The following is a 21,125-nucleotide window of genomic DNA, read 5'->3' as shown; positions in this document are numbered from 1 at the left end:
GGTGCCGGCATAACCCTCATCCTCTCGGGGAATCAGGCCCTCCACGAATCCCGGGGCGCTTCACAGCGCAGGTTCGACGCGATCGCGAGCCACCACACCGGGAACGCGATCCAGGCGAGCCCGCCGAGCACCACGGCGACGCCGAACAGCGTCGAGCGGAGCGCCGAGCCGTCGGGGGCGAGGAATCCGATGCCGCCGGCGATCGCGGTGGCGACCAGGGCAGCGGTGATCGCGATCGCGAGAACGGCGAGCCATGCGGGGAGCACTCCGGCCTCGCGGGCGACGACTGCCGCGACCGCGGCCCACGCGAAGGCGACGACGGTCGCGACGACCGACACGATGGTCTGGGCCTGCAGGTCGGCGAGCCCGCCGAGCATGAGCAGGGTCACGATCGCGATCGCCGCGGCGCCGATGCAGGCGAGCACCGTGAGCGCCCACAGCCACGGTCCGGCCGTGAGGTGGCGGGCGAGCAGCACCATCGCGACGATCCACGGCACGGCGCCGATGACCGCGAGCCAGTCGTTGACCGGGCCGAGCCAGGACCACCTCGGCTGAGGCGTGGAGAACGGCGTCGCGAGGGTGAAGAACAGAACGAGCGCGACGAGGGCCGCGAGGCTGACGAACCCCTGCAGTCCCGCCCAGATGCGCACCTGCTCGGTTCCAGCCGCGCTGCCCATGGCGATGTCCGTCATCTCGCCTCCCGGAGGGTCCGTCGATTCCATCGTCCTCCGATTCAGGAACGATGTCAGCTATCGCCGGACGCCGGACGCCGGACGCCGGAGGCCGGAGGCCGTGGCCGTGGCCGTGGCCGTGGCAGGCTGACGGCATGTGGATCGCGTGGATCGAGTTCGACCTGCTGCTCGGCGACGTCCACTCGTTGAAGGAGAAGCGCGCCGTCGTCCGGCCGATCCTCGCCGAGTTGCGGCGGGCGACCGAGGCATCCGTCGCCGAAGTGGGCGCCCACGACTTGCACCGCAGGGCCGAGCTCGGCGTCGCGGTCGTCGCGGCCGGGGCGGACCGCGCCACCGAGGTGCTCGACCGGGCCGAGCGGCTCGTGGCGGCTCACCCCGAGGTGACGCTCCTCGCCGCGCGCCGGCGGCTTCGGCGCGGCGACGACGACTGACGCCTCGCGGGGCCCGGTCAGGCGACGCGCACGCCGTCCTTCCACGTCTCCGCGACGAGCGGAACGCCGGGACGGTACGCGAGATGCACGTGGCTCGGCGCATCGAGCACGACGAGATCGGCGCGCGACCCGGGGCGCAGGGCGCCGACATCCGATCGCCGCAGCGCGGCCGCGCCGCCGGCGGTCGAAGCCCACACGGCCTCGGCGGGCGTCATGCCCATGTCGCGCACCGCGACCGCGATGCAGAAGGGCATCGAGCTCGTGAAGCTCGACCCGGGATTGCAGTCGCTCGCGAGGGCGACGGTCACGCCCGCGTCGATCAGTCGGCGGGCATCGGGGTACGGCTGCCGGGTCGAGAACTCGACACCCGGCAGCAGGGTCGCGACGGTCGACGATCCTGAGAGCGCTGCGACATCCGCGTCGGTGAGGTAGGTGCAGTGGTCGACGGATGCCGCGGCGAGCTCGACGGCCAGCCGAACCCCCGGGCCCTCGCCGAGCTGGTTGCCGTGCACGCGCACGCCCAGCCCGGCCGCACGGCCGGCCTCGAGCACGCGTCGCGACTGCGCTTCGGTGAACGCGCCGCGTTCGCAGAAGGCGTCGACCCACCGCGAGTACGGCGCGCAGGCCTCGAGCATCTCGCCGATGACCACGTCGACGTACGCATCGGCGCCCGGGCCATCGGGCTCGCGGAACTCGAACGGCACCACATGCGCGCCGAGGAATGTGACCTCGACGGTCACCTCTGCCGCGAGCCGAGCCAGCCGAGCCTCGTCGGCCACGCTGAGCCCGTATCCGGTCTTGATCTCGAACGTCGTGGTGCCCTGGCGCTGCAGCTCGCCGACGAAACCACGAAGACGGGCGCGCAGCTCGTCGTCGGTCGCCGCACGCGTCGCCGCGACGGTCGAACGGATGCCGCCGGCTTCGTATGCGCGTCCGGCCATGCGGGCCGCGAACTCCTCGGCGCGGTCGCCGCCGAACACGAGGTGCGTGTGGCTGTCGACGAAGCCGGGGATGACGGCGCGGCCGCCGAGGTCGACGACCTCGACGTCGGCGTCCCACGCGGCGCGGTGCTCATCGCCGTCGCGGCGATCCTCGCGTTCGTAGCGGACCTCGTCGGCGTGCGACGGCGCGTGGGCGGCCGGTCCCACCCACACGACGCGGCCGTCCTCCACGAGGACGGCCGCATCGCGCACGATGCCGAGCGGACCGCCGGAGCGCCCGTCGATCGGGTCGTTGGTGACGAGCTCGCCGATGTTCGTCAGGAGCATCCGCCGCACCGCACCGCCGTCCGTCATGCGTCCATCATGGGCACGTTCAGGCCTCGCTCGCGAGCGACCTCGACGGCGCGGTCGTACCCCGCGTCGACGTGACGCATGACGCCGGTGCCGGGGTCGTTGACGAGCACGCGCGCGATCTTCTCGGCCGCGAGGTCGGTGCCGTCGGCCACCACGACCTGGCCGGCGTGGATCGAGCGGCCGATGCCGACGCCGCCGCCGTGGTGGATCGAGACCCACGTCGCGCCGGAGGCGGTGTTCAGCAGCGCGTTCAGCAGCGGCCAGTCGGCGATCGCGTCGGAGCCGTCGGCCATGGCCTCGGTCTCCCGGTACGGCGAAGCGACCGAGCCCGAGTCGAGGTGGTCGCGACCGATGACGATCGGCGCCGAGAGCTCGCCCGACGCGACCATCTCGTTGAACTTCAGGCCCGCGAGGTGGCGCTCCTTGTAGCCGAGCCAGCAGATGCGCGCGGGCAGGCCCTCGAAGTGGACCTTCTCGCCGGCCTGCTCGATCCAGCGCGCGAGCGCGGCGTCGTGCGGGAAGAGCTCCATCACGGCGCGGTCGGTCTTCGCGATGTCCGCCGGATCTCCCGAGAGGGCGGCCCACCGGAACGGCCCGCGTCCCTCGGCGAACTGCGGCCGGATGTACGCCGGCACGAAGCCGGGGAACTCGAACGCCCGGTCGAAGCCGCCGAGCTGCGCCTCGGCGCGGATCGAGTTGCCGTAGTCGAACACCTCGGCGCCGGCATCCCGGAAGCCGACCATCGCGGCGACGTGCTTGGCCATGCTTCCGCGGGCGCGGACCGTGAAGCCCTCCGGGTCGCGCTCGGACTCGGCATGCCAGTCCTCGAAGGCGACGCCGACGGGGAGGTACGAGAGCGGGTCGTGGGCGCTCGTCTGGTCCGTCACGATGTCGACGTGTACGTCGCCCGCCTGATGGCGGAGGAGCAGTTCGCCGAACACCACGGCGGCGTTGCCGACGACGCCGACCGAGCGAGCCACGCCGGCATCCTTCGCCTCCACGACGCGTGCGATCGCCGCGTCGAGATCGGCGGCGACCTCGTCGAGGTAGCCGTGTTCGACGCGACGACGGAGGCGCGTCTCGTCGACGTCGACGATGAGCACGGCGCCGCCGTTCATGGTGACGGCGAGCGGCTGCGCGCCGCCCATGCCGCCGCAGCCGGCCGTCAACGTGAGGGTGCCCGCGAGCGTCGCGGTCGCGGCATCCGCACCTCGCTTCTCGGCGAGCGACCGCGCCACTGCCGCGAACGTCTCGTACGTGCCCTGCAGGATGCCCTGCGTGCCGATGTAGATCCAGGACCCGGCGGTCATCTGGCCGTACATGGTGAGGCCGAGCTGCTCGAGGCGGCGGAACTCGGGCCACGTGGCCCAGTCGCCGACGAGGTTCGAGTTGGCGATGAGCACGCGGGGCGCCCACTCGTGGGTGCGGAAGACGCCGACCGGCTTGCCCGACTGCACGAGCAGGGTCTCGTCGGGCTCGAGCTCGCGGAGGGTCCGCGTGATCGCGTCGAACGCCTCCCAGCTGCGGGCGGCCTTGCCGGTGCCGCCGTACACGATGAGGTCGTCCGGACGTTCGGCGACCTCGGGGTCGAGGTTGTTCATGAGCATGCGCAGCGGCGCCTCGGTCTGCCAGCTCTTCGCCGAGAGCTCGGTGCCGTGGGCGGCGCGGACGGTGCGGGGGCCGGCGACGGCGTCGGCCTCGGTGGGTGCGGCGGTGGTCATGTTCCGATCCCACACCCTCGCGGGGGCGTCGACAACGGATGCCGCGCGGCCGGCGTCCGGGATCCCGGACGCGGCGCCGGCGGGGCTGCGAACCGGGCCGGTGCGGGTGCGTCGCCCTGGCGAGTCTCAGCCCAGGCGGACGCCGCGCGCCGCCATGAACGGGATCGCGTCGGTCGCCGAGCCGTCGAGCCGCACCTCGTAGTGGAGGTGGCAGCCCGTGGAGGCGCCGGTGCTGCCGACGGCGCCGATCAACTCTCCGGCTTCGACGGCCTGGCCCTGCTCGACGAGGATGCCGCCGTCGCGCAGGTGCGCGTAGCCCGTCGTGACGCCGTCGCCGTGGTCGATGAGGATCCAGTTGCCGTACGACCCGTTCGGGCCGGCGATGACCACGACGCCGCCGGTCGCGGCGAACACGCCGGTGCCGCACTGCGCCGCGATGTCGGTGCCGCGGTGGAACTCGTTGACGCCGGGCAGCGGCTTGTCGGGGCGGGGGCCGAAGCCGTCGGTGATCGAGCCGAACACGGGGGAGGCCCAGCCCTGTTCGCTCAGCTGGCCGCCGTCGATCGGGATGTTCGTGAAGGTCGAGACCACGTCGGCCGCGGCGAGCCGCGTCTGCGCGCCGCTCAGTGCCGCCCGTGCCGCGGCGACGACGCCCTCGGCCACGAGCACGTCGTTCTCGAACTCCTCGATCGGGATGGCGTCGACCGCCTCCCACGCGGCGGCGGCGCGATCCTCGGCCGCGGTCGCGTCGGCGTCGCGACGTTCCGCGATCGCCCGGAGTCGTTCGGAGTCGCCGGCGAGTTTCTGGACGCGCTCCATGCCCGCGAGGCCGGCGAGCAGGTCCTTGCCCGAACCCATCGCCGCGGCCATCGACCGCATCGCCGCGCCATCGCCTTCGACGGCGTCGAGGTAGACGCTCGCGGCGGTCTCGGCGACGTGCCGCGCCTCCTCGGCCTGCTCGTCGAGCCGCTCCGCGACCGCACGCGCGACGGCGCGCGTGCTCCGAGCGGAGGCGAGCGCGGACTCCGCGCTGCGCAGCTCGGTCATCGCGCGGTCGAGCTTGGTCCGCAGCCCGGCGACGGCCGCGGTCTGCGAGTCCGCCGTGCCGACGGTCCGGACCTGGAGCATCTGCGCGACGGGGCCGTCGCCGACGAGCACGAACGGCGCCGAGACGCCGGGGCCGTACGGCGACGGCACGGGGCTCGGCGACGGCGTGGGCGTCGGGGTCGGCGTGGGTGTCGGGGTCGGCGTCGGCGTGGGCGTCGGGGTCGGCGTCGGTTCGGGATCCGGCGTGGGATCCGGCGTCGGTGTCGGCGTGGGCGTGGGATCCGGCGTGGGCGTCGGCGTCGGGGTCGGCGTGGGATCCGGAGTCGGCTCGGGCTCGGTCGTCGGATCGGGCGAGGGCGCCGGTTCGGTCGGCGTCGGCTCCTCGGTCGGCGTCGGCTCCGGCGTCGGGTCGGTCGACTCGGTCGTCGACTCCGAGGTCGTCGCGCCCTCGGCCTCGCTCGTGACCGTCGTGGTGTCGAGCTCTTCCGCACTCGCCGGAGCGACCCCGGACAGGCCGAACAACAGGCCACCGGCGATCACGGCGATCGCAGCGGTGCACCTCCGGGCGGGCCTCGCTCGGAACGGGTCTCGCTTGTCGACGTCTCGGGTTTGGAACATAGGGCTTTCCCGGCCGGCAACCGCGCCGGCACCCCCCAAGTCTGCCCTGTTCCCCGAACGGCGCACAAGGACCGGATACCCCGTGACGCTCCCCCGTTCGGGGCGCACCGCGCGCGAGCGTCAGGCCAGGGCCGTCACGGCTGCCGCGCGACCGAGGACCGCGCCCGAGGAGACGGCCTCGACGACGCGCTCGATCTCCGGCGAGAGGAAGCGGTCCTCGCCGGGAACCGCGCCCGTCGAGGCGACGAGCGACACCACGGCGCCGGTCGCGGCACCGGGCTCGAGCGGCGCCCGGAGCGCGAGGCCGCGCGCGGCCGTCATGACCTCGATCGCGACGACCCGCGTGAGCCCGTCGAGCGCGCGCCGGAGCTTGCGCGCGGCGGCCCAGCCCATCGACACGTGGTCCTCCTGCATGGCCGACGACGGGATCGAGTCGGCCGACGCGGGGGCCGCGAGGCGCTTGAGCTCGGAGACGATCCCGGCCGCGGTGTACTGCGCGATCATGAGCCCCGAGTCGACGCCCACCTCGTGGGCGAGGAACGGCGGCAGCCCGTGGTTGCGCGCCTGGTCGAGGAACCGGTCGGTGCGCCGCTCGCTCATGGAGGCGACATCCGCCACCGCGATCGCGAGGAAGTCGAGCACGTACGCGACGGGCGCGCCGTGGAAGTTGCCGTTCGACTCGACGCGGCCGTCGGGCGTCAGCACCGGGTTGTCGACCGCGCTGGCGAGCTCGGCCTCGGCGACGGATGCCGCGTGCGCGAGCGTGTCGCGCGCGGCGCCGTGCACCTGGGGCGCGCAGCGCAGCGAGTACGCGTCCTGCACGCGCGTGCACTCCGGGCCCTTGTGGCTCGCGACGATCGGCGAGCCTGCGAGGACGTTCCGGATGTTCGCGGCCGAGACGGCCTGGCCGCGCTGCGGCCGGAGCGCGTGCAGGTCGGCGGCGAACACCGCGTCGGTGCCCATGAGGCCCTCGACGCTCATGGCCGCGGCGACGTCGGCGGTGGCGAGCAGCATCCGCAGGTCGTGGATCGCGAGCGCGAGCATGCCGAGCATGCCGTCGGTGCCGTTGATGAGCGCGAGGCCCTCCTTCTCGCCGAGGTGGAGCGGCGCGATGCCCGCCGCGGCGAGGGCCGAGGCGGCATCCGTGATCTCCGTGGTGTCCGGAAGGGAGGTCTCGATACGCTCCTGCGTCGCCACTCGACCACCGATGGAACGCACGCGCACCTCGCCCTCGCCCATCGCGACGAGCGCGCAGTGCGCGAGCGGCGCGAGGTCGCCCGAGCAGCCGAGCGAGCCGTACTCGCGCACGACCGGGGTGATGCCCGCGTTCAGGATCGCGGCGTAGGTCTCGGCGGTCTCGCGGCGCACGCCCGTGCGGCCCGTCATGAGCGTCGAGAGGCGGAGCAGCATGAGCGCACGCACGACCTCGCGCTCGACCTCGGGGCCCGAGCCCGCGGCGTGCGAGCGGACGAGGCTCGCCTGCAGCTGCGCGCGGCGGTCCTCGGCGATGAAGGTCGTCGCGAGCGCGCCGAAGCCCGTCGAGATGCCGTAGTGCGGCTGCGGGTCGGCGGCGAGGTCGTCGATGATCGCGCGGCTCGCGGTGACCGCGTCGAGCGCGGCCGGGTCGAGCTCGACGACGGCGTCGTGGCGCGCGACGGCGACGACGTCCTCGATCGTCAGCGGTCCGGTGCCGACGGTGACGGATGCCGCGGTGCGGGCGGGTGCGGGCGCGATCGTGCTCATACGTCCGATTCCACACCGTTCCCGCGCGTGCCGGAACGCGGCGGAGTACGCTGCCGTCCGGGATACCGGACGATGGGAGCGGGGCATGGCGGATGCGTCGAAGGTGCCCGCGGCCGACCAGGTGCTGCGGATCCTCAGCCACCTCGCGACCCAGCGCGGCCCCGTGCCCGCGGCGTCGATCGCGACCGCGCTCGGCCTCCCCCGCTCGACCACCTACCACCTGCTCGGCGTGCTCCAGGAGCGCGGCTTCGTCGTGCACCTGCCCGAGGAGCGCCGTTACGGCCTCGGCGTCGCCGCGTTCGAGCTCTCGAGCGGGTTCAGCCGGCAGCAGCCGCTCACCCGCCTCGGTCGCCCGCTCGTCGCGGCCCTCGTCGACCGGCTCGGCGAGTCGGGCCACCTCGCAGTGCTGCACGGCCGCGACGTCCTCTACCTCGTCGAGGAGCGCGCGCCGCGGCGTCCGTCGCTCGTCTCCGACGTGGGCGTGCGCCTCCCCGCTCACCTCACCGCGTCGGGCCGGGCGATGCTGCAGGCGCTCCCGCCCGCGCAGCTCCGCGCGCTCTACCCAGACCGCGCCGCGTTCGCCGACCTTCCCTCGACGACGGATGCCGCGCCCTGGAGCTATTCGCGGCTGAAGACCCTGCTCGCCGAGGCGCGGGCCGCGGGCGTCGCGGGCGAGCACGGCGAGGTCACGCGCGGCCTGGCATCCGTCGGCGCACCGGTCCTCGACCACCTCGGCTGGCCGGCCGCGGCGATCGCGGTGACCTTCGCCGAGGGCGCGCCCGACGAGCTCGTGGACGCGGCGAGCGCGGCGGTGGTCGATGCCGCCGCGACGCTCTCGCGACGGATCGGGGCGCGCTGAGCCGCCCGGGCCCGACGGGCCGGTCGCTCACGCCGCCCGCGACGGCGCCAGCCACCCCCGGAGCATCCGCGTCACCCACGGCAGCACCCAGTACGTCATGATCGGCGTCAGCACCAGCGTCGTGACGAGCACCCGCAGCACGAGCGGCACGTCCTCCCACCACGGCGCGAGCGCGATGAGCAGCGAGAACGCGAGGTTCACCGGGAAGAAGCCGAGCCAGATGCTGACGGCCTGCTTCCAGCGCGGGGGAGCGGGCGGGAGCGCGCCATCCGCCGGCCCCGAGTCATCCGTCACCGCGGGCACCGAGCCCGTGGCGGGGTCGTCGAACCAGCCCTCGATGCCGGTGCGGCGCTTCGCCTTCTCGGCGCGCACGAACCCGCGGCCCATCTCGAGCCACCACGAGCGCTCGGGCGATCGCTCCCAGGCCTCGAGGGTCTCCTCGTTCGCGAAGCGGTAGAGCATGTGCCACACGTCGGAGTCCTCGCCCGCGCGCACCCATCCCGACCCGAGGAAGCCCGGGTAGCGGTTGGCGAGGTTCACGCCGGTCTGCACCCAGACCGTCGCCTCCGCGATGCGGTCGGGGTCGACCTCGCGGCGGATCGACACGGTGATCGGTTCGGTGCCCATGCGTCCATCACAGCGCATGCACGTGTCGGGCGCATTGCGTGCGCGGCGGAGGGGTCGGCGCGCGGCCGTCAGCCCAGGTGCGCGTGCAGGAACGCCGCGACGCGCTCGCGCAGGCCCTCGTCGAGGATGCCGATCGAGTGCGCCTCGCCCGGCACCACCGCGAGCTCGACGGCGACGGCCGAGGCGCCGAGCGTGTCGGCGAGGCGCTGCGACTGCGCGAGCGGGATGATCTCGGATTCGGCGTGGCCGATGAAGAACGGGGGATCGGTCGGGTCGACGTGCGCCGTCGCCGAGGCCTCGATCGCCTGGGGGCACGCCTCGTCGTCGACGCCGGGCTCGCAGGCGAGGAAATCGCCGACGATGCCGCGCAGCCAGTCGGATGCGGCATCCGCTTCGAGTTCGGGACGGCCGAGGCCCACCGGCCCGGACAGCTCGGCCACGGCGGCGACGCGCGAACCCACGTCGAGCGGCCCCTCGCCGAGCGTGCCCAGCAGCGCCGCGAGGTGGCCGCCGGCCGAGCCCCCGAACACGCCGATGCGGGCGGGGTCGAGGTCGAACCGGTCGAGCTGCTCCGGCTCGCGGAGCCACGCGACGGCCGCGGCGACGTCGTCGATCTGGGCGGGGTACACCGCGTCGGGCACGAGGCGGTAGTTGACGGATGCCGCGACGAACCCCTCGCTCGCGAGCCAGAGGCACACGTTCCGCCAGTCGGCGTTCGCCTTGTCGCCGCGTGCCCAGCTGCCGCCGTGGACCGAGACGACGGCGGCGCTCGTGCCGGCGAGGGCGGATGCCGCCGGGCGGCACACGTCGAGCGTCAGGATCGTGCCGTCGGCCGCGACCGCGTACTCGAGGTCGGCGTCGATGCGGAGGTCGGTCGGTGCCTCGAAGGTGCGGATGCCGATGATCTCGCTGCCCGCGACCTCGCTCGACGCCTGCCGCGCGTTCGGGTCCAGCTCGCGGAGGGGCTGGTGGAACGCCGAGGCGACGGCGGCGACCGCGAGCGCGGCGCTCACGGCGAGGGCGATCCGCACTGGCCGGCGACGCCGGCTGCCACGGATGCCGGAGAGTCGGGTCATGGGTGGGGGCTCCGGGTCCAGGGGTGAGGTGATGCTACCCCAGGATCGGCGCCGGGCCGACACCGGATCCGACGGTGTCCGGTGGGCAGGAACGCGCAGGTCGGTCGGGGTCGGCGCGCGCCGATACGCTCGACGGGTCCGGCGAGGCGACGCGCCCCCACCCCCCCGCCGTGAGCGGCCGCCCGCTCCGGTCGGCCGCCCCTGTCCGCTCGGCCGCCCCTGGCCGCCCCGATCCCGAAGGGACCCGTGACCCGCCCCCGCCCTGCGTCCGCCACCCACTCCTCGAACCGGAGCCGGCCCGTTCGCCGCGCCCTGGGCGCCGTCCTCGGCGTCGCGCTCGCGCTGTCCCTCACCGCCTGCACCGCCGACGAGCTCGTCGACGTCCTCGACGCGATCGTCGTCGAGCTCGACGGCGGTCCCTCGGGCCAGGCGACCGATGCACCCGGCGGGCCGGACGGATCCGGGTCGGCCGCCGCCGAGGGCGGCCTCACGGACGTCGAACTCGAGCAGGCACGCGCCGACCTCGCGGCGCTCCCCGTGAAGGGCCGCGCGGCCATGACCGGCTACGAACGGGACGCGTTCGGCCACGGCTGGATCGACGTCGACCGCAACGGCTGCGACACGCGGAACGACGTGCTCGCGCGCGACCTCGACGACGCCGAGCGGCCCGCCGGATGCCGTGTCCTCTCCGGACTCCTCGACGACCCCTACACCGGCGCGCTGATCGAGTTCGTGCGCGGCGAGGGCACGTCGCAGCTCGTGCAGATCGACCACGTCGTGCCGCTGGCGAACGCCTGGGTGACCGGGGCGCAGCAGTTCACCGACGAGGAGCGCGTCGCGTTCGCCAACGACCCGCTCAACCTGCTCGCGGTCGACGGATCGGCGAACCAGCAGAAGGGCGCGGGCGACGCCGCGACGTGGCTGCCCTCGAACCGCTCCTTCCGGTGCGAGTACGTCGCGCGCCAGGTCGCGGTCAAGGCCGCCCACGGCCTCTGGGTGACCCCGCCCGAGCGCGAGGCGATCGAGCGCGTGCTCGACGGATGCCGACCGGCCGGATGACGCGTCGTCGGGCGGAGCGCTACTCGCCGACGGCGAGCGGACGGTCGTCGTCGAGCAGGTCGGCGCCGAACCCGACGAGGGACTTCGCCATGCAGATGCTGGCGGGCACGCCGACGTAGCGGCCGAAGGGATCGACCCGTCGGTACCCGTGCTTGGCGTACAGCGCCTGGGCGGGCAGGTGCTGCGTTCCCGTCTGGAGCACGAGCTCCCGAACGCCGCGGGCGCAGGCATCCGTCTCGACGCGGTCGAGCAGCCGGCCCGCGATCCCGGTGCCTCGCCACGGCCCGTCGACGAACATGCGCGCGATCTCGGCGCGCCCGGCGCCGTGCGTGCCGTCGTCGATCAGGGCGATCATGCCCACCGGGGTGCCGTCGTCGACGCGCGCGACGTAGACCGTGACCCCGGGGCGGGCGAGCTCCGCCGACTCGAGCTGGAGACACCCGCCGCCGGCGGGGTAGAGCGCGCGCGAGTACTCGGAGCCGGCCTCGAGCAGGCGCGGCACTCCGGCCGCGTGCGGCGGCTCGATGGAGATCGACGGCGGTGTGGTCACGACGAGAGCGTACGGCAGTCGCGTTACCGTGTCGTTACGTTCCTGCGGCGGAATGCGACGTGGGGCGGATTCACAGGAGGGTGTCCGGTATCGTGGGGAGGTCGGTTCTGGACACCGTGCACGTCGCACGGATGGGTTTGTGAGTCCTGAGGGCCGGTTCCACGCGCAGTCCGCGCGCGGATAGTCACCGTATGTGAACGGCCCCGGTCGACGATGCTCCCGGGTTCTCAAGCGTGCTGCGCGATCGCGCGGCCGGTTGCCATGTACACGCAACGAAACCCAGGAAGCCTCCATGCCCAAGAACAAGAAGCCCGCCGGCGGACGCCCCGCCAAGAACTTCGACCCGTCGTACGCGAAGAGCTCGCGCCGCAGCACCCCGCGCGCCGGCGGCGCGCAGAAGCCCGGCTCGCGCAGCCCGGGCCACCGCGGCTACCGCCCGGAGGACGCCGAGGCCCCCAAGGCGCGCTGGTCGCGCGAGGAGCGCGTGGCCAACGGTCGCACGCCGCACCGCGCCGACCGCCCGGGGCGTGACGAGCGCCCCGCGCGCGACGACCGTGCCGGCCGGTCGTACGGCCGGGACGACCGTGCGCCGCGCCGGTACGACCGCGACGACCGCTCTGCCCGTTCGTTCGACCGGGATGACCGCGCGCCCCGCCGATCCGACCGCGATGACCGTGGACCGCGTCGGTTCGACCGTGACGAGCGCCCCGCTCGTTCATTCGATCGGGCTGACCGTGGACCCCGTCGCCACGACCGGGACGAGCGACCCGCTCGTTCGTTCGACCGGGGCGACCGCGCGCCCCGCCGTTCCGATCGCGACGCGCGGCCTGCCCGTTCGTTCGACCGGGATGACCGCGCGCCCCGCCGGTTCGACCGCGACGACCGCGCGCCCCGCCGGTTCGACCGTGACGAGCGACCCGCTCGTTCGTTCGACCGCGACGACCGCGGTCCCCGCCGCAGCCGCGAGTTCGACCGCCCCGGGTTCCGCGACTCCGAGCGCCGCCCGTCGTCGTTCTACCCCGCGAAGGAGCGCGCCGACCGCGCCGACCGCTTCCAGCCGGCCGACGACGTCGTGCTCGAGCGTCTCGAGGCCGACGCCATCGCGGCCGAGGCGGTCGACGGCATCCGCTTCGCCGACCTCGGCCTCGGCGGCAACATCGTCCGCGCGCTGAGCGACCTCGGCGCCGAGTCGCCGTTCCCGATCCAGGCCGCGACCATCCCGGTCGTGCTCGAGGGCCGCGACGTCCTCGGTCGTGGCCGCACGGGCTCCGGCAAGACCATCGCGTTCGGCGCCCCGACCGTCGAGCGCCTCATGCAGGACTGGGCGGCGTCGGGCAAGTCGGGCGGCAAGCGCCAGATGGGCCGCAAGCCGCGCGCCCTGATCCTCGCCCCGACGCGCGAGCTCGCGCTCCAGATCGACCGCACCGTGCAGCCGATCGCGCAGAGCGTCGGCCTCTTCACGACCCAGATCTACGGCGGCGTCCCGCAGGGTCGCCAGGTCGGCGCGCTGCAGCGCGGCGTCGACATCGTGATCGGCACGCCGGGCCGCATCGAGGACCTCATCGAGCAGGGTCGCCTCGACCTCTCCGAGATCATGGTCACCGTCCTCGACGAGGCCGACCACATGTGCGACCTCGGGTTCCTCGAGCCCGTGCAGCGCATCCTCCGCCGCACGCCGGCGGGAAGCCAGCGACTCCTGTTCTCGGCGACGCTCGACACCGGTGTGGCCGCGCTCGTCGACGAGTTCCTCGTCGACCCGGCCGTGCACGAGGTCGCCGGCGAGGACCAGGCGTCGAGCACGATCGAGCACCGCGTGTTCGTCATCGACAACCGCGACAAGCGCGACATCGTGGCGAGCCTCGCCGACCGCAACGGCAAGACGCTGATCTTCTCGCGCACCCGCGCGTTCGCGGAGGACCTCACCATGCACCTCGAGGACGCCGGCATCTTCGCCGTCGCCCTGCACGGCGACCTGAACCAGGCCAAGCGCACGCGCAACCTGAAGCAGTTGACGAGCGGTCGCGTCGACGTGCTCGTCGCGACGGATGTCGCCGCCCGCGGCATCCACGTCGACGACATCGACCTCGTCATCCAGGCCGACGCCCCCGACGAGTACAAGACGTACCTGCACCGCGCCGGCCGCACCGGTCGCGCCGGCCGTGAGGGCCGCGTCGTCACCCTGATCCCCCGCAACCGCCAGCGCCGCCTGGCCGACCTCCTCGGCCGCGCCGAGATCGAGGTCGACTTCGAGGACGTCCGCCTCGGCGACGAGCTCCTCAGCGACCTCGGCCCGATCCGCACGGCGGCCCCCGCCGCCGCGGCCGCCGGTTCGACCGACGAGGACGCGCCCGTCGCGTAACGCCGCCCCCACGGCATCCGCCTGCCCCCACGTCGAAGGCCCCGACCACCCGGTCGGGGCCTTCGACGTCTCGGACCGCGGACTGCTCAGCACCGTCGCAACTGAGCGACTCCGGTGCCGACTGACGCCGTACCGCCGAGGATCACGATCCTGCTCGGTGCTGCCCACAGGAGCTGGTCGAGGGTCGCGGAGGGGATGCAGTTCGGCTGGACGAGGAGCACCCGGGCCAGTCGGTCGCCGGCCACCGCGGAGCCCGAGAGCGCATCGGGGAACTTCTCTCCCGTCGTGAGGTAGACCACGTCGTCGGCAGGTGCGAGGGCACCGACCATCCAGGAGGTCTCGTAGCGATTGGCCCCGGCCATGCGCTCGACCAGCCGGACGCCCGGTTGCCGCCGAAGGTCGGCCTCGATGCCGGTGCTCACCGTCGCGGTACCGCCCGCGATGACGATCCTGCTCGGCTTCAGTTCGGAGAGGAGCTGCTTCGTCGCGGCGTCGAGGCCGCCGCTCGAGCCGGGGACGAGGACCATCGGCGCCGAGTTCGCGGCGGCGGCGGATCCCGCCGAGAGCGCGTCGGGGAAGTTGTACCCGGTGGCGATGAACACGGTATCGGCACCGCCGGGGAGGTAGACGTCACGGACGGCCGACCGGGAGACCGCGAATCGGTCCGGCCCGCCGATCCGCGAGACGACCGAGGAGTACTTCCTCACCGTCGCCAGGACTCCATCGGAGACCGAGACCGGACCGCCGACGACGATGATGCGCTCGGGCTTCAGCCGCGCGAGCTCGGACGCGATCGCTCCCGGCAGCGAGGTCGCCCTGGTGAGCAGGACCGGTCCGCCCTGGACGCCGGCGAGCGCGCCCGCGCTCAACGCGTCCGGGAACTTGTCGCCGTTCGCGACGTACGCCACCGGCACGCCCGGCGAGAACGACGCCGAGGAGATCGCGGCGGAGGCCGTGTACCGGTCAGGGCCGGCGAGGCGCGTCACGGTCCGGGGAGCGGGATCGAGAGCGAAGTCGACGACGGTGGTCTCGCCCGCCGTCACCTGGACGAGCTCTGCCCCGTCGATCTCGGGCGCGTCGGGCCAGAACTCCCCGCGGTGTGTGGCGTTCTCGGTTCCCGCGTACACGAGGTAGGTGCCGGCGGGGAGCATCAGCGCCTGCCACGCGCCGTTCCAGATCGGGACCGACGAGCCCACGGAACCCTCGAACGCGCCGGTCTCACCGTTGTACTGCTTCACCGTCACCTGGGTTCTCGAGGCAGCGAGGTCGGCGCCATCCGTGAGTGAGACGACGCCCTGCATGCGCCCCCCGAGGGGGAGCGTGACGGTCGGGAGCGACACCGAGCTCGACCCCACGGAGATCACCTGGGCGTCGCGAGCGAAGGGCGTGCCGGGAAGGTAGACGTCCGCGATGTCGTACGACAGGCCGGCGCGATACGCGGGTCGCGCGTGGACGCGATAGGTGCCGGGCGCAACCCCGGAGAACACGAAGCGGCCGCTCGAATCGGTGCTCGCCGTGCCGGGGCCGTGCGAGCCTCCGTTCGACGGGAAGAGGTTCACCGACGCGTTCGACGCGGGGTAGGTCCCCGACGGTCGCTGCTCGTACACGTACCCGGACACGGTGGTCCCGGCGACCGCGACGGCCGGATCGGCGGGGGAGATCGCTCCGGGTGCGAGGAGGACCGCAGAGAGCAGGGCAGCGAGCAGCACGGGCAGGGGACGCTTCACGGCGGCTCCGATTCGGGTGTCGGACGAGCAGGGTCGGGCGGGCGAGCGAAAGCCTATCCCGCCGTCGGCTGACGTGCTCGACTGGCGATCGGGGCATCCCTCCGGCATACTTACTGACTGAACGGTCGGTTGTGAATGCAGCCGGAACGGATGACGCGGACGCCGCCAGGCGGCGTGCGACGGTCCCGACAGCGCGGTCAGGAGAAGAGCATGGCGGAGGCGTATCTCGTCGGCGGGGTGCGGACCCCGGTGGGTCGGTACGGGGGCGCGCTCGCGAGCGTGCGGCCCGACGACCTCGCGAGCCTCGTCGTCGGCGAGGCGATCCGTCGAGCCGGACTCGAGCTCGACGCGATCGAGGAGGGCGCGATCGACGAGGTGATCCTCGGCGCCGCGAACCAGGCCGGCGAGGACAACCGCAACGTCGCGCGCATGTCGGTGCTGCTCGCCGGGCTCCCCGACTCGGTGCCCGGCATCACCGTCAACCGCCTGTGCGCATCGGGCATGTCGGCCATCACGATGGCGGCGCAGGCGATCCGCGCGGGCGACGCCGACCTCATCGTCGCGGGCGGCGTCGAGTCGATGACGCGCGCGCCCTGGGTGCAGGCCAAGCCCGAGAAGCCGTGGGCGAAGCCCGGCGAGGCGTACGACACGTCGATCGGCTGGCGGTTCCCGAACGCGAAGCTGCTCGCACGCGACAAGGCCACGTTCTCGATGCCCGAGACCGCCGAGGAGGTCGCGCGCATCGACGGCATCACGCGCGAGGACGCCGACGCGTTCGCGCTCCGCAGCCAGCAACGTGCAGCCGCCGCGATCGACGCGGGCCGGTTCGAGGCCGAGATCGTCGGCGTGCCGACCGCGCGCGGCGAGGTGCTCGTCGACGAGGGCCCGCGCCGCGACACCTCGCTCGAGGTGCTCGCCGGACTCCGCCCGGTCGTGAGGGGCGGCACGGTCGTGACCGCCGGCAACTCGAGCTCGCTGAACGACGGCTCGAGCGCGATCGTCGTCGCGAGCGCGTCGGCCGTCGAGCGGTACGGCCTCACGCCGCGCGCTCGGGTCGTCGTCGGCACGTCCGCCGGTCTCGCGCCCGAGATCATGGGCCTCGGCCCCGTGCCCGCGACCGAGAAGGCCCTCGAGCGCTCGGGCGTCTCGCTCGACGACATCGGCTCGATCGAGCTCAACGAGGCGTTCGCGACGCAGTCGCTCGCCTCGATCCGCCGACTCGGGCTCGACCCCGAGCGGGTCAACGCCGACGGCGGGGCGATCGCCCTGGGGCATCCGCTCGGCTCGTCGGGGGCGCGCCTCGTCGTCACCCTGCTCGGCCGCATGGAGCGCGAGGGCTCCCGCTACGGCCTCGCGACGATGTGCGTGGGCGTCGGCCAGGGCAGCGCCCTGATCGTCGAGGGCGTGCGATGAGCGCGCCGGATGTCGCGGTGTCGCCCGGTTCGCCGCAGCCGCTCCTCGTAGAGCGCGCCGACGACCGCGTCGTCGCGATCCTCAACCGGCCCGACAAGCGCAACGCGATCGACCAGGCCACGATCGACGACCTCCACGCGCTGTGCGCGGAGCTCGAGTCCGAGCCGCGCATCCTGATCATCACCGGCACCGACGGCGTGTTCGCGTCGGGCGCCGACATCGCCCAGATGCGCGAGCGCACCGCCGCCGACGCGCGAGCGGGCATCAACGCGAACGCGTTCGTCCGCATCAACGAGCTGCCGATGCCCGTCATCGCGGCCGTCGACGGGTGGGCGCTCGGCGGCGGCGCCGAACTGGCGTTCGCCGCCGACATCCGCATCGCGACGCCCGACGCGAAGTTCGGCAACCCCGAGACGGGCCTCGGCATCATCCCCGCCGCGGGTGCGACCTGGCGGTTGAAGGAGATCGTCGGCGAGGCGCGAGCCGCCGAGCTGCTGCTCACCGGTCGCATCGTCGACGCCGCCGAGGCGCTCTCGATCGGGCTCATCACGGCCGTGCACCCGGCGGCCGACCTCCTCGCGGAGGCGCACGCGATCGCCGACCGCATCGCGAAGAACGACCCGGCCGCGACCATGGCGACCAAGCGCGTCATGCGCGCACCGCGCGCCGACCACCCGCACGTCGACCTCGAGGAGCAGGCCGTGCTCTTCGAGAGTCCCGAGAAGCACCGCCGCATGACCGAGTTCCTCGAGCGGCGAACGGCGAAGAGGAGCGCGAAGTGACGCAGTCGAACGAGCCGGATCTCGATACGCGCGCGGAGCGCGCCACTCGATCACCGGGCGCCCCCGAGCGGGTCGGCGTCCTCGGCGGCGGCCGCATGGGCGCGGGCATCGCGCACGCGTTCCTGCTCGCGGGGTCGCGCGTCACCGTCGTCGAGCGCGACGCGGATGCCGCCGACGCGGCCCGCACGCGCGCGCTCGACTCGGTCGCGGCATCCGTCGCCCGCGGCACGACCGACGAGACCGTCGACACACTCGCGCAACGGCTCGGCGTCGCGACCGACGTCGCCGACTTCGCCGGATCCGACCTCGTCGTCGAGGCCGTTCCCGAGGACCTCGGCCTGAAGGTCGACGCGCTCACCCGCGTCGAGGCCGTGCTGGGGGCGGATGCCGCGCTCGCGTCGAACACGTCGTCGATCTCGATCGACGAGCTCGCGGGCCGGCTCGACCGACCCGAGCGATTCCTGGGCCTGCACTTCTTCAACCCCGTGCCCGCGTCGGCGCTCGTCGAGATCGTGCGCGGCACGTCGACCGACGGGGCGCTCGTCGAGGAGGCGCGCGGTTGGGTCGAGGCGATCGGCAAGGCCCCGATCGTCGTGCACGACGCGCCGGGCTTCGCATCGAGCCGGCTCGGCGTGGCGCTCGGCCTCGAGGCGATCCGCATGCTCGAGGAGGGCGTGGCCTCCGCGGAGGACATCGACACCGCCATGGTGCTCGGCTACAAGCACCCCGTGGGCCCGCTGCGGCTCACCGACCTCGTCGGACTCGACGTGCGGCTCGGCATCGCCGAGTACCTCGCGGGCGAGCTCGGCGACCGATTCGAACCGCCCGCCCTCCTGCGCCGCATGGTCGCCGAGGGCAAGCTCGGTCGCAAGACCGGCGAGGGCTTCCACCTGTGGGACGCGCAGTAGTGCGGGTCTCGATACGCGCCGCCTTCGGCGGTGCTACTCGACCACCGAGGAGAGAGACACGATGACCGAGATCCTGCCCAGCTACGTCCGCGACGCGTGGTGGACGCCCGACGCGTCGGCCGAGGCATCCGCCACCGAGGTGCGCGACGCATCGACCGGCGAGGTCGTCGCGCGCGTCTCGACCGAGGGCCTCGACCTCGGCGCGGTGCTCGAGCACGCCCGCACCGTCGGGCAGCGCTCGCTCGGCGAGCTGACGTTCCACCAGCGCGCCGTGCTGCTGAAGCAGATGGCGCTCGTGCTCACCGAGCGCAAGGCCGAGCTGTACGAGCTCTCTGCACGTACCGGCGCGACCAAGCGCGACTCGTGGGTCGACATCGACGGCGGCATCGGCGTGCTCTTCACCTACTCGTCGAAGGGCCGGCGCGAACTGCCGAACGCCAAGGTCGTCGTCGACGGCCCGGTCGAGCCGCTCTCGAAGGACGGCTCGTTCATCGGCCGCCACGTCTACACCCGCCTGCCCGGCGTCGCCGTGCAGATCAACGCCTTCAACTTCCCCGTGTGGGGCTCGCTCGAGAAGTTCGCACCCGCGTTCCTCGCCGGCGTGCCGACGGTTGTGAAGCCCGCGACGCCGACCGGCTACCTCGCCGAGGCGTTCGTGCGCATCCTCGTCGAGTCCGGCCTCCTGCCCGCTGGGTCGCTGCAGCTCGTGTCGGGCAGCGTGCCCGACCTCTTCGACCACCTGCGGGTCGGCGACCTCGTCGCCTTCACGGGTTCGGCGTCGACGGCCGAGCGGCTGCGCGCGCACGACTCCGTGCAGACCGGCGGCGTCCGGTTCACGAGCGAGACCGACTCGATCAACGCCTCGGTGCTCGGCACGGACGCGGTGGCCGGCACGCCCGAGTTCGACGCGTACGTCGCGCAGCTCGTCGTCGAGATGACGTCGAAGGCCGGCCAGAAGTGCACGGCGATCCGGCGCGCGATCGTGCCCGCGGCATCCGTCGATGCGGTCGTCGACGCCGTGCGCGCGCGCCTCGCCGAGAAGGTCGTCGTGGGCGACCCGCGCACCGAGGGCGTCACGATGGGCCCGCTCGCGTCGCTCGCGCAGCGCGACGAGGTGCTCCGCCAGGTGCGCCGGCTGCAGGACGCCGGCGGCGAGCTCGTGATCGGCTCGACCGACGCGCCCGAGGGCGTCGACGCCGACGGCGCGTTCGTCGCGCCCATGCTGCTCTCCTTCACGGATGCCACGGCCGACGCGGTGCACGAGGTCGAGGCGTTCGGCCCCGTGGCATCCGTCATCGCCTACGACACCATCGACCAGGCGGTCGACCTCGTCGCCCGCGGTGGCGGATCGCTCGTCACGAGCGTCGCCACCCACGACCCGGACGTCGCGGTCGCACTCGCGTCCGGCATCGCCGCGATGAACGGCCGCCTCCTCTTCCTCGATCGCGACGACGCGCGCACGTCGACCGGCCACGGCTCGCCCGTGCCGCATCTCGTGCACGGCGGCCCCGGCCGCGCCGGCGGCGGCGAGGAGCTCGGCGGCATCCGCGCCGTGTTCCACCACATGCAGCGCACGGCCGTGCAGGGCTCGCCCGCGATGCTCACCGCCCTCACGGGCGTGTGGCACTCGGGAGCCGCGGCGCGGCCGTACGCGGAGTCGGGCGACGTGCACCCGTTCCGCAAGTCGCTCGCGGAGCTGCGCATCGGCGACCAGGTCGCGTCGCCGTCGCGCACCGTGACGCTCGAGGACATCGAGACGTTCGCGAACTTCACCGGCGACACGTTCTACGCGCACATGGACGAGGCGGCCGCGGCCGCCAACCCGTTCTTCCCGGGTCGCGTCGCGCACGGGTACCTGCTGGTCTCCTGGGCCGCGGGTCTGTTCGTCGACGCCGCGCCCGGGCCGGTGCTCGCGAACTCGGGCCTCGAGAACCTGCGTTTCATCACGCCGGTCTCGCCCGGCGACGAGATCCGCGTCGAGCTCACGGCGAAGCAGATCACCCCGCGCGAGACCGACGAGTACGGCGAGGTGCGCTGGGACGCGGTGCTGAAGAACCAGCGCGACGAGCTCGTCGCGACGTACGACGTGCTGACGCTCGTGGCGAAGCAGCCGGCGCCGGTACCGGTCGCGTAGCCGCCTCTCAGTGGTCGAGTAGCAGCCGACGGAGGAGGCCGCGTATCGAGACCGGTGCAGCTCGGTGGTCGAGTCGCAGCCGAC

General features: G+C 73.6%; 17 protein-coding genes. 8 read left to right on the top strand and 9 right to left on the bottom strand.

Translation table 11 applies throughout. From position 1 onward, the window contains the following. Nucleotides 1-32: 32 nt before the first annotated feature. Nucleotides 33-692: a hypothetical protein gene (locus tag GLX25_RS07385; RefSeq protein ID WP_155841737.1), complete on the bottom strand. Its 660-nt coding sequence runs from the start codon at nucleotides 690-692 to the stop codon at nucleotides 33-35. A gap of 134 nt (nucleotides 693-826) precedes the next feature. Here GLX25_RS07385 and GLX25_RS07380 point away from each other — a divergent pair, with 134 nt between their 5' ends. Next, nucleotides 827-1,123: a DUF503 domain-containing protein gene (locus tag GLX25_RS07380; RefSeq protein WP_155841735.1), complete on the top strand. Its 297-nt coding sequence runs from the start codon at nucleotides 827-829 to the stop codon at nucleotides 1,121-1,123. Between the two features lie 17 nt (nucleotides 1,124-1,140). On the opposite strand, the gene hutI is transcribed toward GLX25_RS07380, so the two are convergent. The 4 genes from hutI to hutH form a co-directional block, all read right to left on the bottom strand. Then, nucleotides 1,141-2,418, bottom strand: a complete 1,278-nt coding sequence (gene hutI / locus GLX25_RS07375) for an imidazolonepropionase (RefSeq protein WP_155841733.1) — start codon at nucleotides 2,416-2,418, stop codon at nucleotides 1,141-1,143. Then, nucleotides 2,415-4,139, bottom strand: a complete 1,725-nt coding sequence (hutU, locus tag GLX25_RS07370; RefSeq protein WP_155841731.1) for a urocanate hydratase — start codon at nucleotides 4,137-4,139, stop codon at nucleotides 2,415-2,417. Before hutU ends, hutI begins: the two co-directional genes overlap by 4 nt. Before the next feature lie 126 nt (nucleotides 4,140-4,265). Then, nucleotides 4,266-5,726 carry a M23 family metallopeptidase gene (locus GLX25_RS19340; protein ID WP_155841730.1) on the bottom strand — a complete coding sequence of 487 codons (1,461 nt, stop codon included), beginning with the start codon at nucleotides 5,724-5,726 and terminating at the stop codon, nucleotides 4,266-4,268. A gap of 198 nt (nucleotides 5,727-5,924) precedes the next feature. Beyond that, nucleotides 5,925-7,547, bottom strand: a complete 1,623-nt coding sequence (gene hutH / locus GLX25_RS07360) for a histidine ammonia-lyase (RefSeq protein ID WP_155841728.1) — start codon at nucleotides 7,545-7,547, stop codon at nucleotides 5,925-5,927. Nucleotides 7,548-7,632: 85 nt separating this feature from the next. Between hutH and GLX25_RS07355 the strand changes: the two genes are divergently transcribed. After that, nucleotides 7,633-8,406 (top strand): IclR family transcriptional regulator, encoded by a 774-nt coding sequence (locus GLX25_RS07355; RefSeq protein WP_155841726.1) that lies wholly within the window; start codon nucleotides 7,633-7,635, stop codon nucleotides 8,404-8,406. Nucleotides 8,407-8,433: 27 nt separating this feature from the next. Here GLX25_RS07355 and GLX25_RS07350 read toward each other — a convergent pair whose 3' ends face one another. After that, nucleotides 8,434-9,033, bottom strand: coding sequence for an antibiotic biosynthesis monooxygenase (locus GLX25_RS07350; RefSeq protein ID WP_155841724.1), 600 nt, complete (start codon nucleotides 9,031-9,033; stop codon nucleotides 8,434-8,436). A gap of 68 nt (nucleotides 9,034-9,101) precedes the next feature. Beyond that, nucleotides 9,102-10,109: an alpha/beta hydrolase gene (locus GLX25_RS07345; RefSeq protein WP_155841722.1), complete on the bottom strand. Its 1,008-nt coding sequence runs from the start codon at nucleotides 10,107-10,109 to the stop codon at nucleotides 9,102-9,104. 246 nt (nucleotides 10,110-10,355) lie between these two features. Between GLX25_RS07345 and GLX25_RS07340 the strand changes: the two genes are divergently transcribed. Then, entirely contained in the window at nucleotides 10,356-11,168 is an 813-nt protein-coding gene (locus GLX25_RS07340; RefSeq protein WP_271192546.1) for an HNH endonuclease family protein, read from the top strand. 19 nt (nucleotides 11,169-11,187) lie between these two features. On the opposite strand, the gene GLX25_RS19335 is transcribed toward GLX25_RS07340, so the two are convergent. Next, nucleotides 11,188-11,718: a GNAT family N-acetyltransferase gene (locus GLX25_RS19335; RefSeq protein ID WP_166548575.1), complete on the bottom strand. Its 531-nt coding sequence runs from the start codon at nucleotides 11,716-11,718 to the stop codon at nucleotides 11,188-11,190. Between the two features lie 292 nt (nucleotides 11,719-12,010). On the opposite strand from GLX25_RS19335, the gene GLX25_RS07330 reads away from it, so the two are divergent. After that, the gene (locus tag GLX25_RS07330) at nucleotides 12,011-14,077 is read left to right on the top strand and encodes a DEAD/DEAH box helicase (protein ID WP_155841719.1); all 2,067 of its coding nucleotides are present in this window, start codon (nucleotides 12,011-12,013) and stop codon (nucleotides 14,075-14,077) included. 86 nt (nucleotides 14,078-14,163) lie between these two features. Here GLX25_RS07330 and GLX25_RS07325 read toward each other — a convergent pair whose 3' ends face one another. Further along, nucleotides 14,164-15,804 (bottom strand): cell wall-binding repeat-containing protein, encoded by a 1,641-nt coding sequence (locus tag GLX25_RS07325; RefSeq protein WP_166548574.1) that lies wholly within the window; start codon nucleotides 15,802-15,804, stop codon nucleotides 14,164-14,166. A 210-nt stretch (nucleotides 15,805-16,014) separates the two neighbouring features. Between GLX25_RS07325 and GLX25_RS07320 the strand changes: the two genes are divergently transcribed. The 4 genes from GLX25_RS07320 to paaZ all read left to right on the top strand — a co-directional run bounded on the left by GLX25_RS07320 (nucleotide 16,015) and on the right by paaZ (nucleotide 21,041). Then, nucleotides 16,015-17,217 (top strand): thiolase family protein, encoded by a 1,203-nt coding sequence (locus GLX25_RS07320; protein ID WP_155841715.1) that lies wholly within the window; start codon nucleotides 16,015-16,017, stop codon nucleotides 17,215-17,217. Continuing rightward, complete coding sequence (locus GLX25_RS07315; RefSeq protein ID WP_155841713.1) at nucleotides 17,214-17,999, top strand: enoyl-CoA hydratase/isomerase family protein; 786 nt, start codon at nucleotides 17,214-17,216, stop codon at nucleotides 17,997-17,999. Before GLX25_RS07320 ends, GLX25_RS07315 begins: the two co-directional genes overlap by 4 nt. Next, on the top strand, nucleotides 17,996-18,907 hold the full coding sequence (locus GLX25_RS07310) for a 3-hydroxyacyl-CoA dehydrogenase family protein (protein ID WP_271192545.1): 912 nt from the start codon (nucleotides 17,996-17,998) through the stop codon (nucleotides 18,905-18,907). The genes GLX25_RS07315 and GLX25_RS07310 overlap by 4 nt, the downstream gene beginning before the upstream one ends. Nucleotides 18,908-18,968: 61 nt before the next feature. Continuing rightward, entirely contained in the window at nucleotides 18,969-21,041 is a 2,073-nt protein-coding gene (gene paaZ, locus GLX25_RS07305) for a phenylacetic acid degradation bifunctional protein PaaZ (protein WP_155841711.1), read from the top strand. Nucleotides 21,042-21,125 lie beyond the last annotated feature (84 nt).

This window comes from Agromyces luteolus (assembly GCF_009729855.1).
Lineage (GTDB): Bacteria > Actinomycetota > Actinomycetes > Actinomycetales > Microbacteriaceae > Agromyces > Agromyces luteolus.
The sequence above is the reverse complement of the archived record's forward strand: the minus strand, read 5'-3'. Positions and strand labels throughout refer to the sequence as shown.

Bases quoted from the DNA above. Each gene is read 5' to 3' on its own strand.
- GLX25_RS07320 (WP_155841715.1), top strand. From the start codon at position 16,015: ATGGCGGAGGCGTATCTCGTCGGCGGGGTGCGGACCCCGGTGGGTCGG.
- GLX25_RS07315 (WP_155841713.1), top strand. From the start codon at position 17,214: ATGAGCGCGCCGGATGTCGCGGTGTCGCCCGGTTCGCCGCAGCCGCTC.
- GLX25_RS07345 (WP_155841722.1), bottom strand. From the start codon at position 10,109: ATGACCCGACTCTCCGGCATCCGTGGCAGCCGGCGTCGCCGGCCAGTG.
- hutU (WP_155841731.1), bottom strand. From the start codon at position 4,139: ATGACCACCGCCGCACCCACCGAGGCCGACGCCGTCGCCGGCCCCCGC.
- hutI (WP_155841733.1), bottom strand. From the start codon at position 2,418: ATGACGGACGGCGGTGCGGTGCGGCGGATGCTCCTGACGAACATCGGC.
- hutH (WP_155841728.1), bottom strand. From the start codon at position 7,547: ATGAGCACGATCGCGCCCGCACCCGCCCGCACCGCGGCATCCGTCACC.
- GLX25_RS07330 (WP_155841719.1), top strand. From the start codon at position 12,011: ATGCCCAAGAACAAGAAGCCCGCCGGCGGACGCCCCGCCAAGAACTTC.
- GLX25_RS07355 (WP_155841726.1), top strand. From the start codon at position 7,633: ATGGCGGATGCGTCGAAGGTGCCCGCGGCCGACCAGGTGCTGCGGATC.
- GLX25_RS07380 (WP_155841735.1), top strand. From the start codon at position 827: ATGTGGATCGCGTGGATCGAGTTCGACCTGCTGCTCGGCGACGTCCAC.
- GLX25_RS07385 (WP_155841737.1), bottom strand. From the start codon at position 692: ATGACGGACATCGCCATGGGCAGCGCGGCTGGAACCGAGCAGGTGCGC.
- GLX25_RS07350 (WP_155841724.1), bottom strand. From the start codon at position 9,033: ATGGGCACCGAACCGATCACCGTGTCGATCCGCCGCGAGGTCGACCCC.
- paaZ (WP_155841711.1), top strand. From the start codon at position 18,969: ATGACCGAGATCCTGCCCAGCTACGTCCGCGACGCGTGGTGGACGCCC.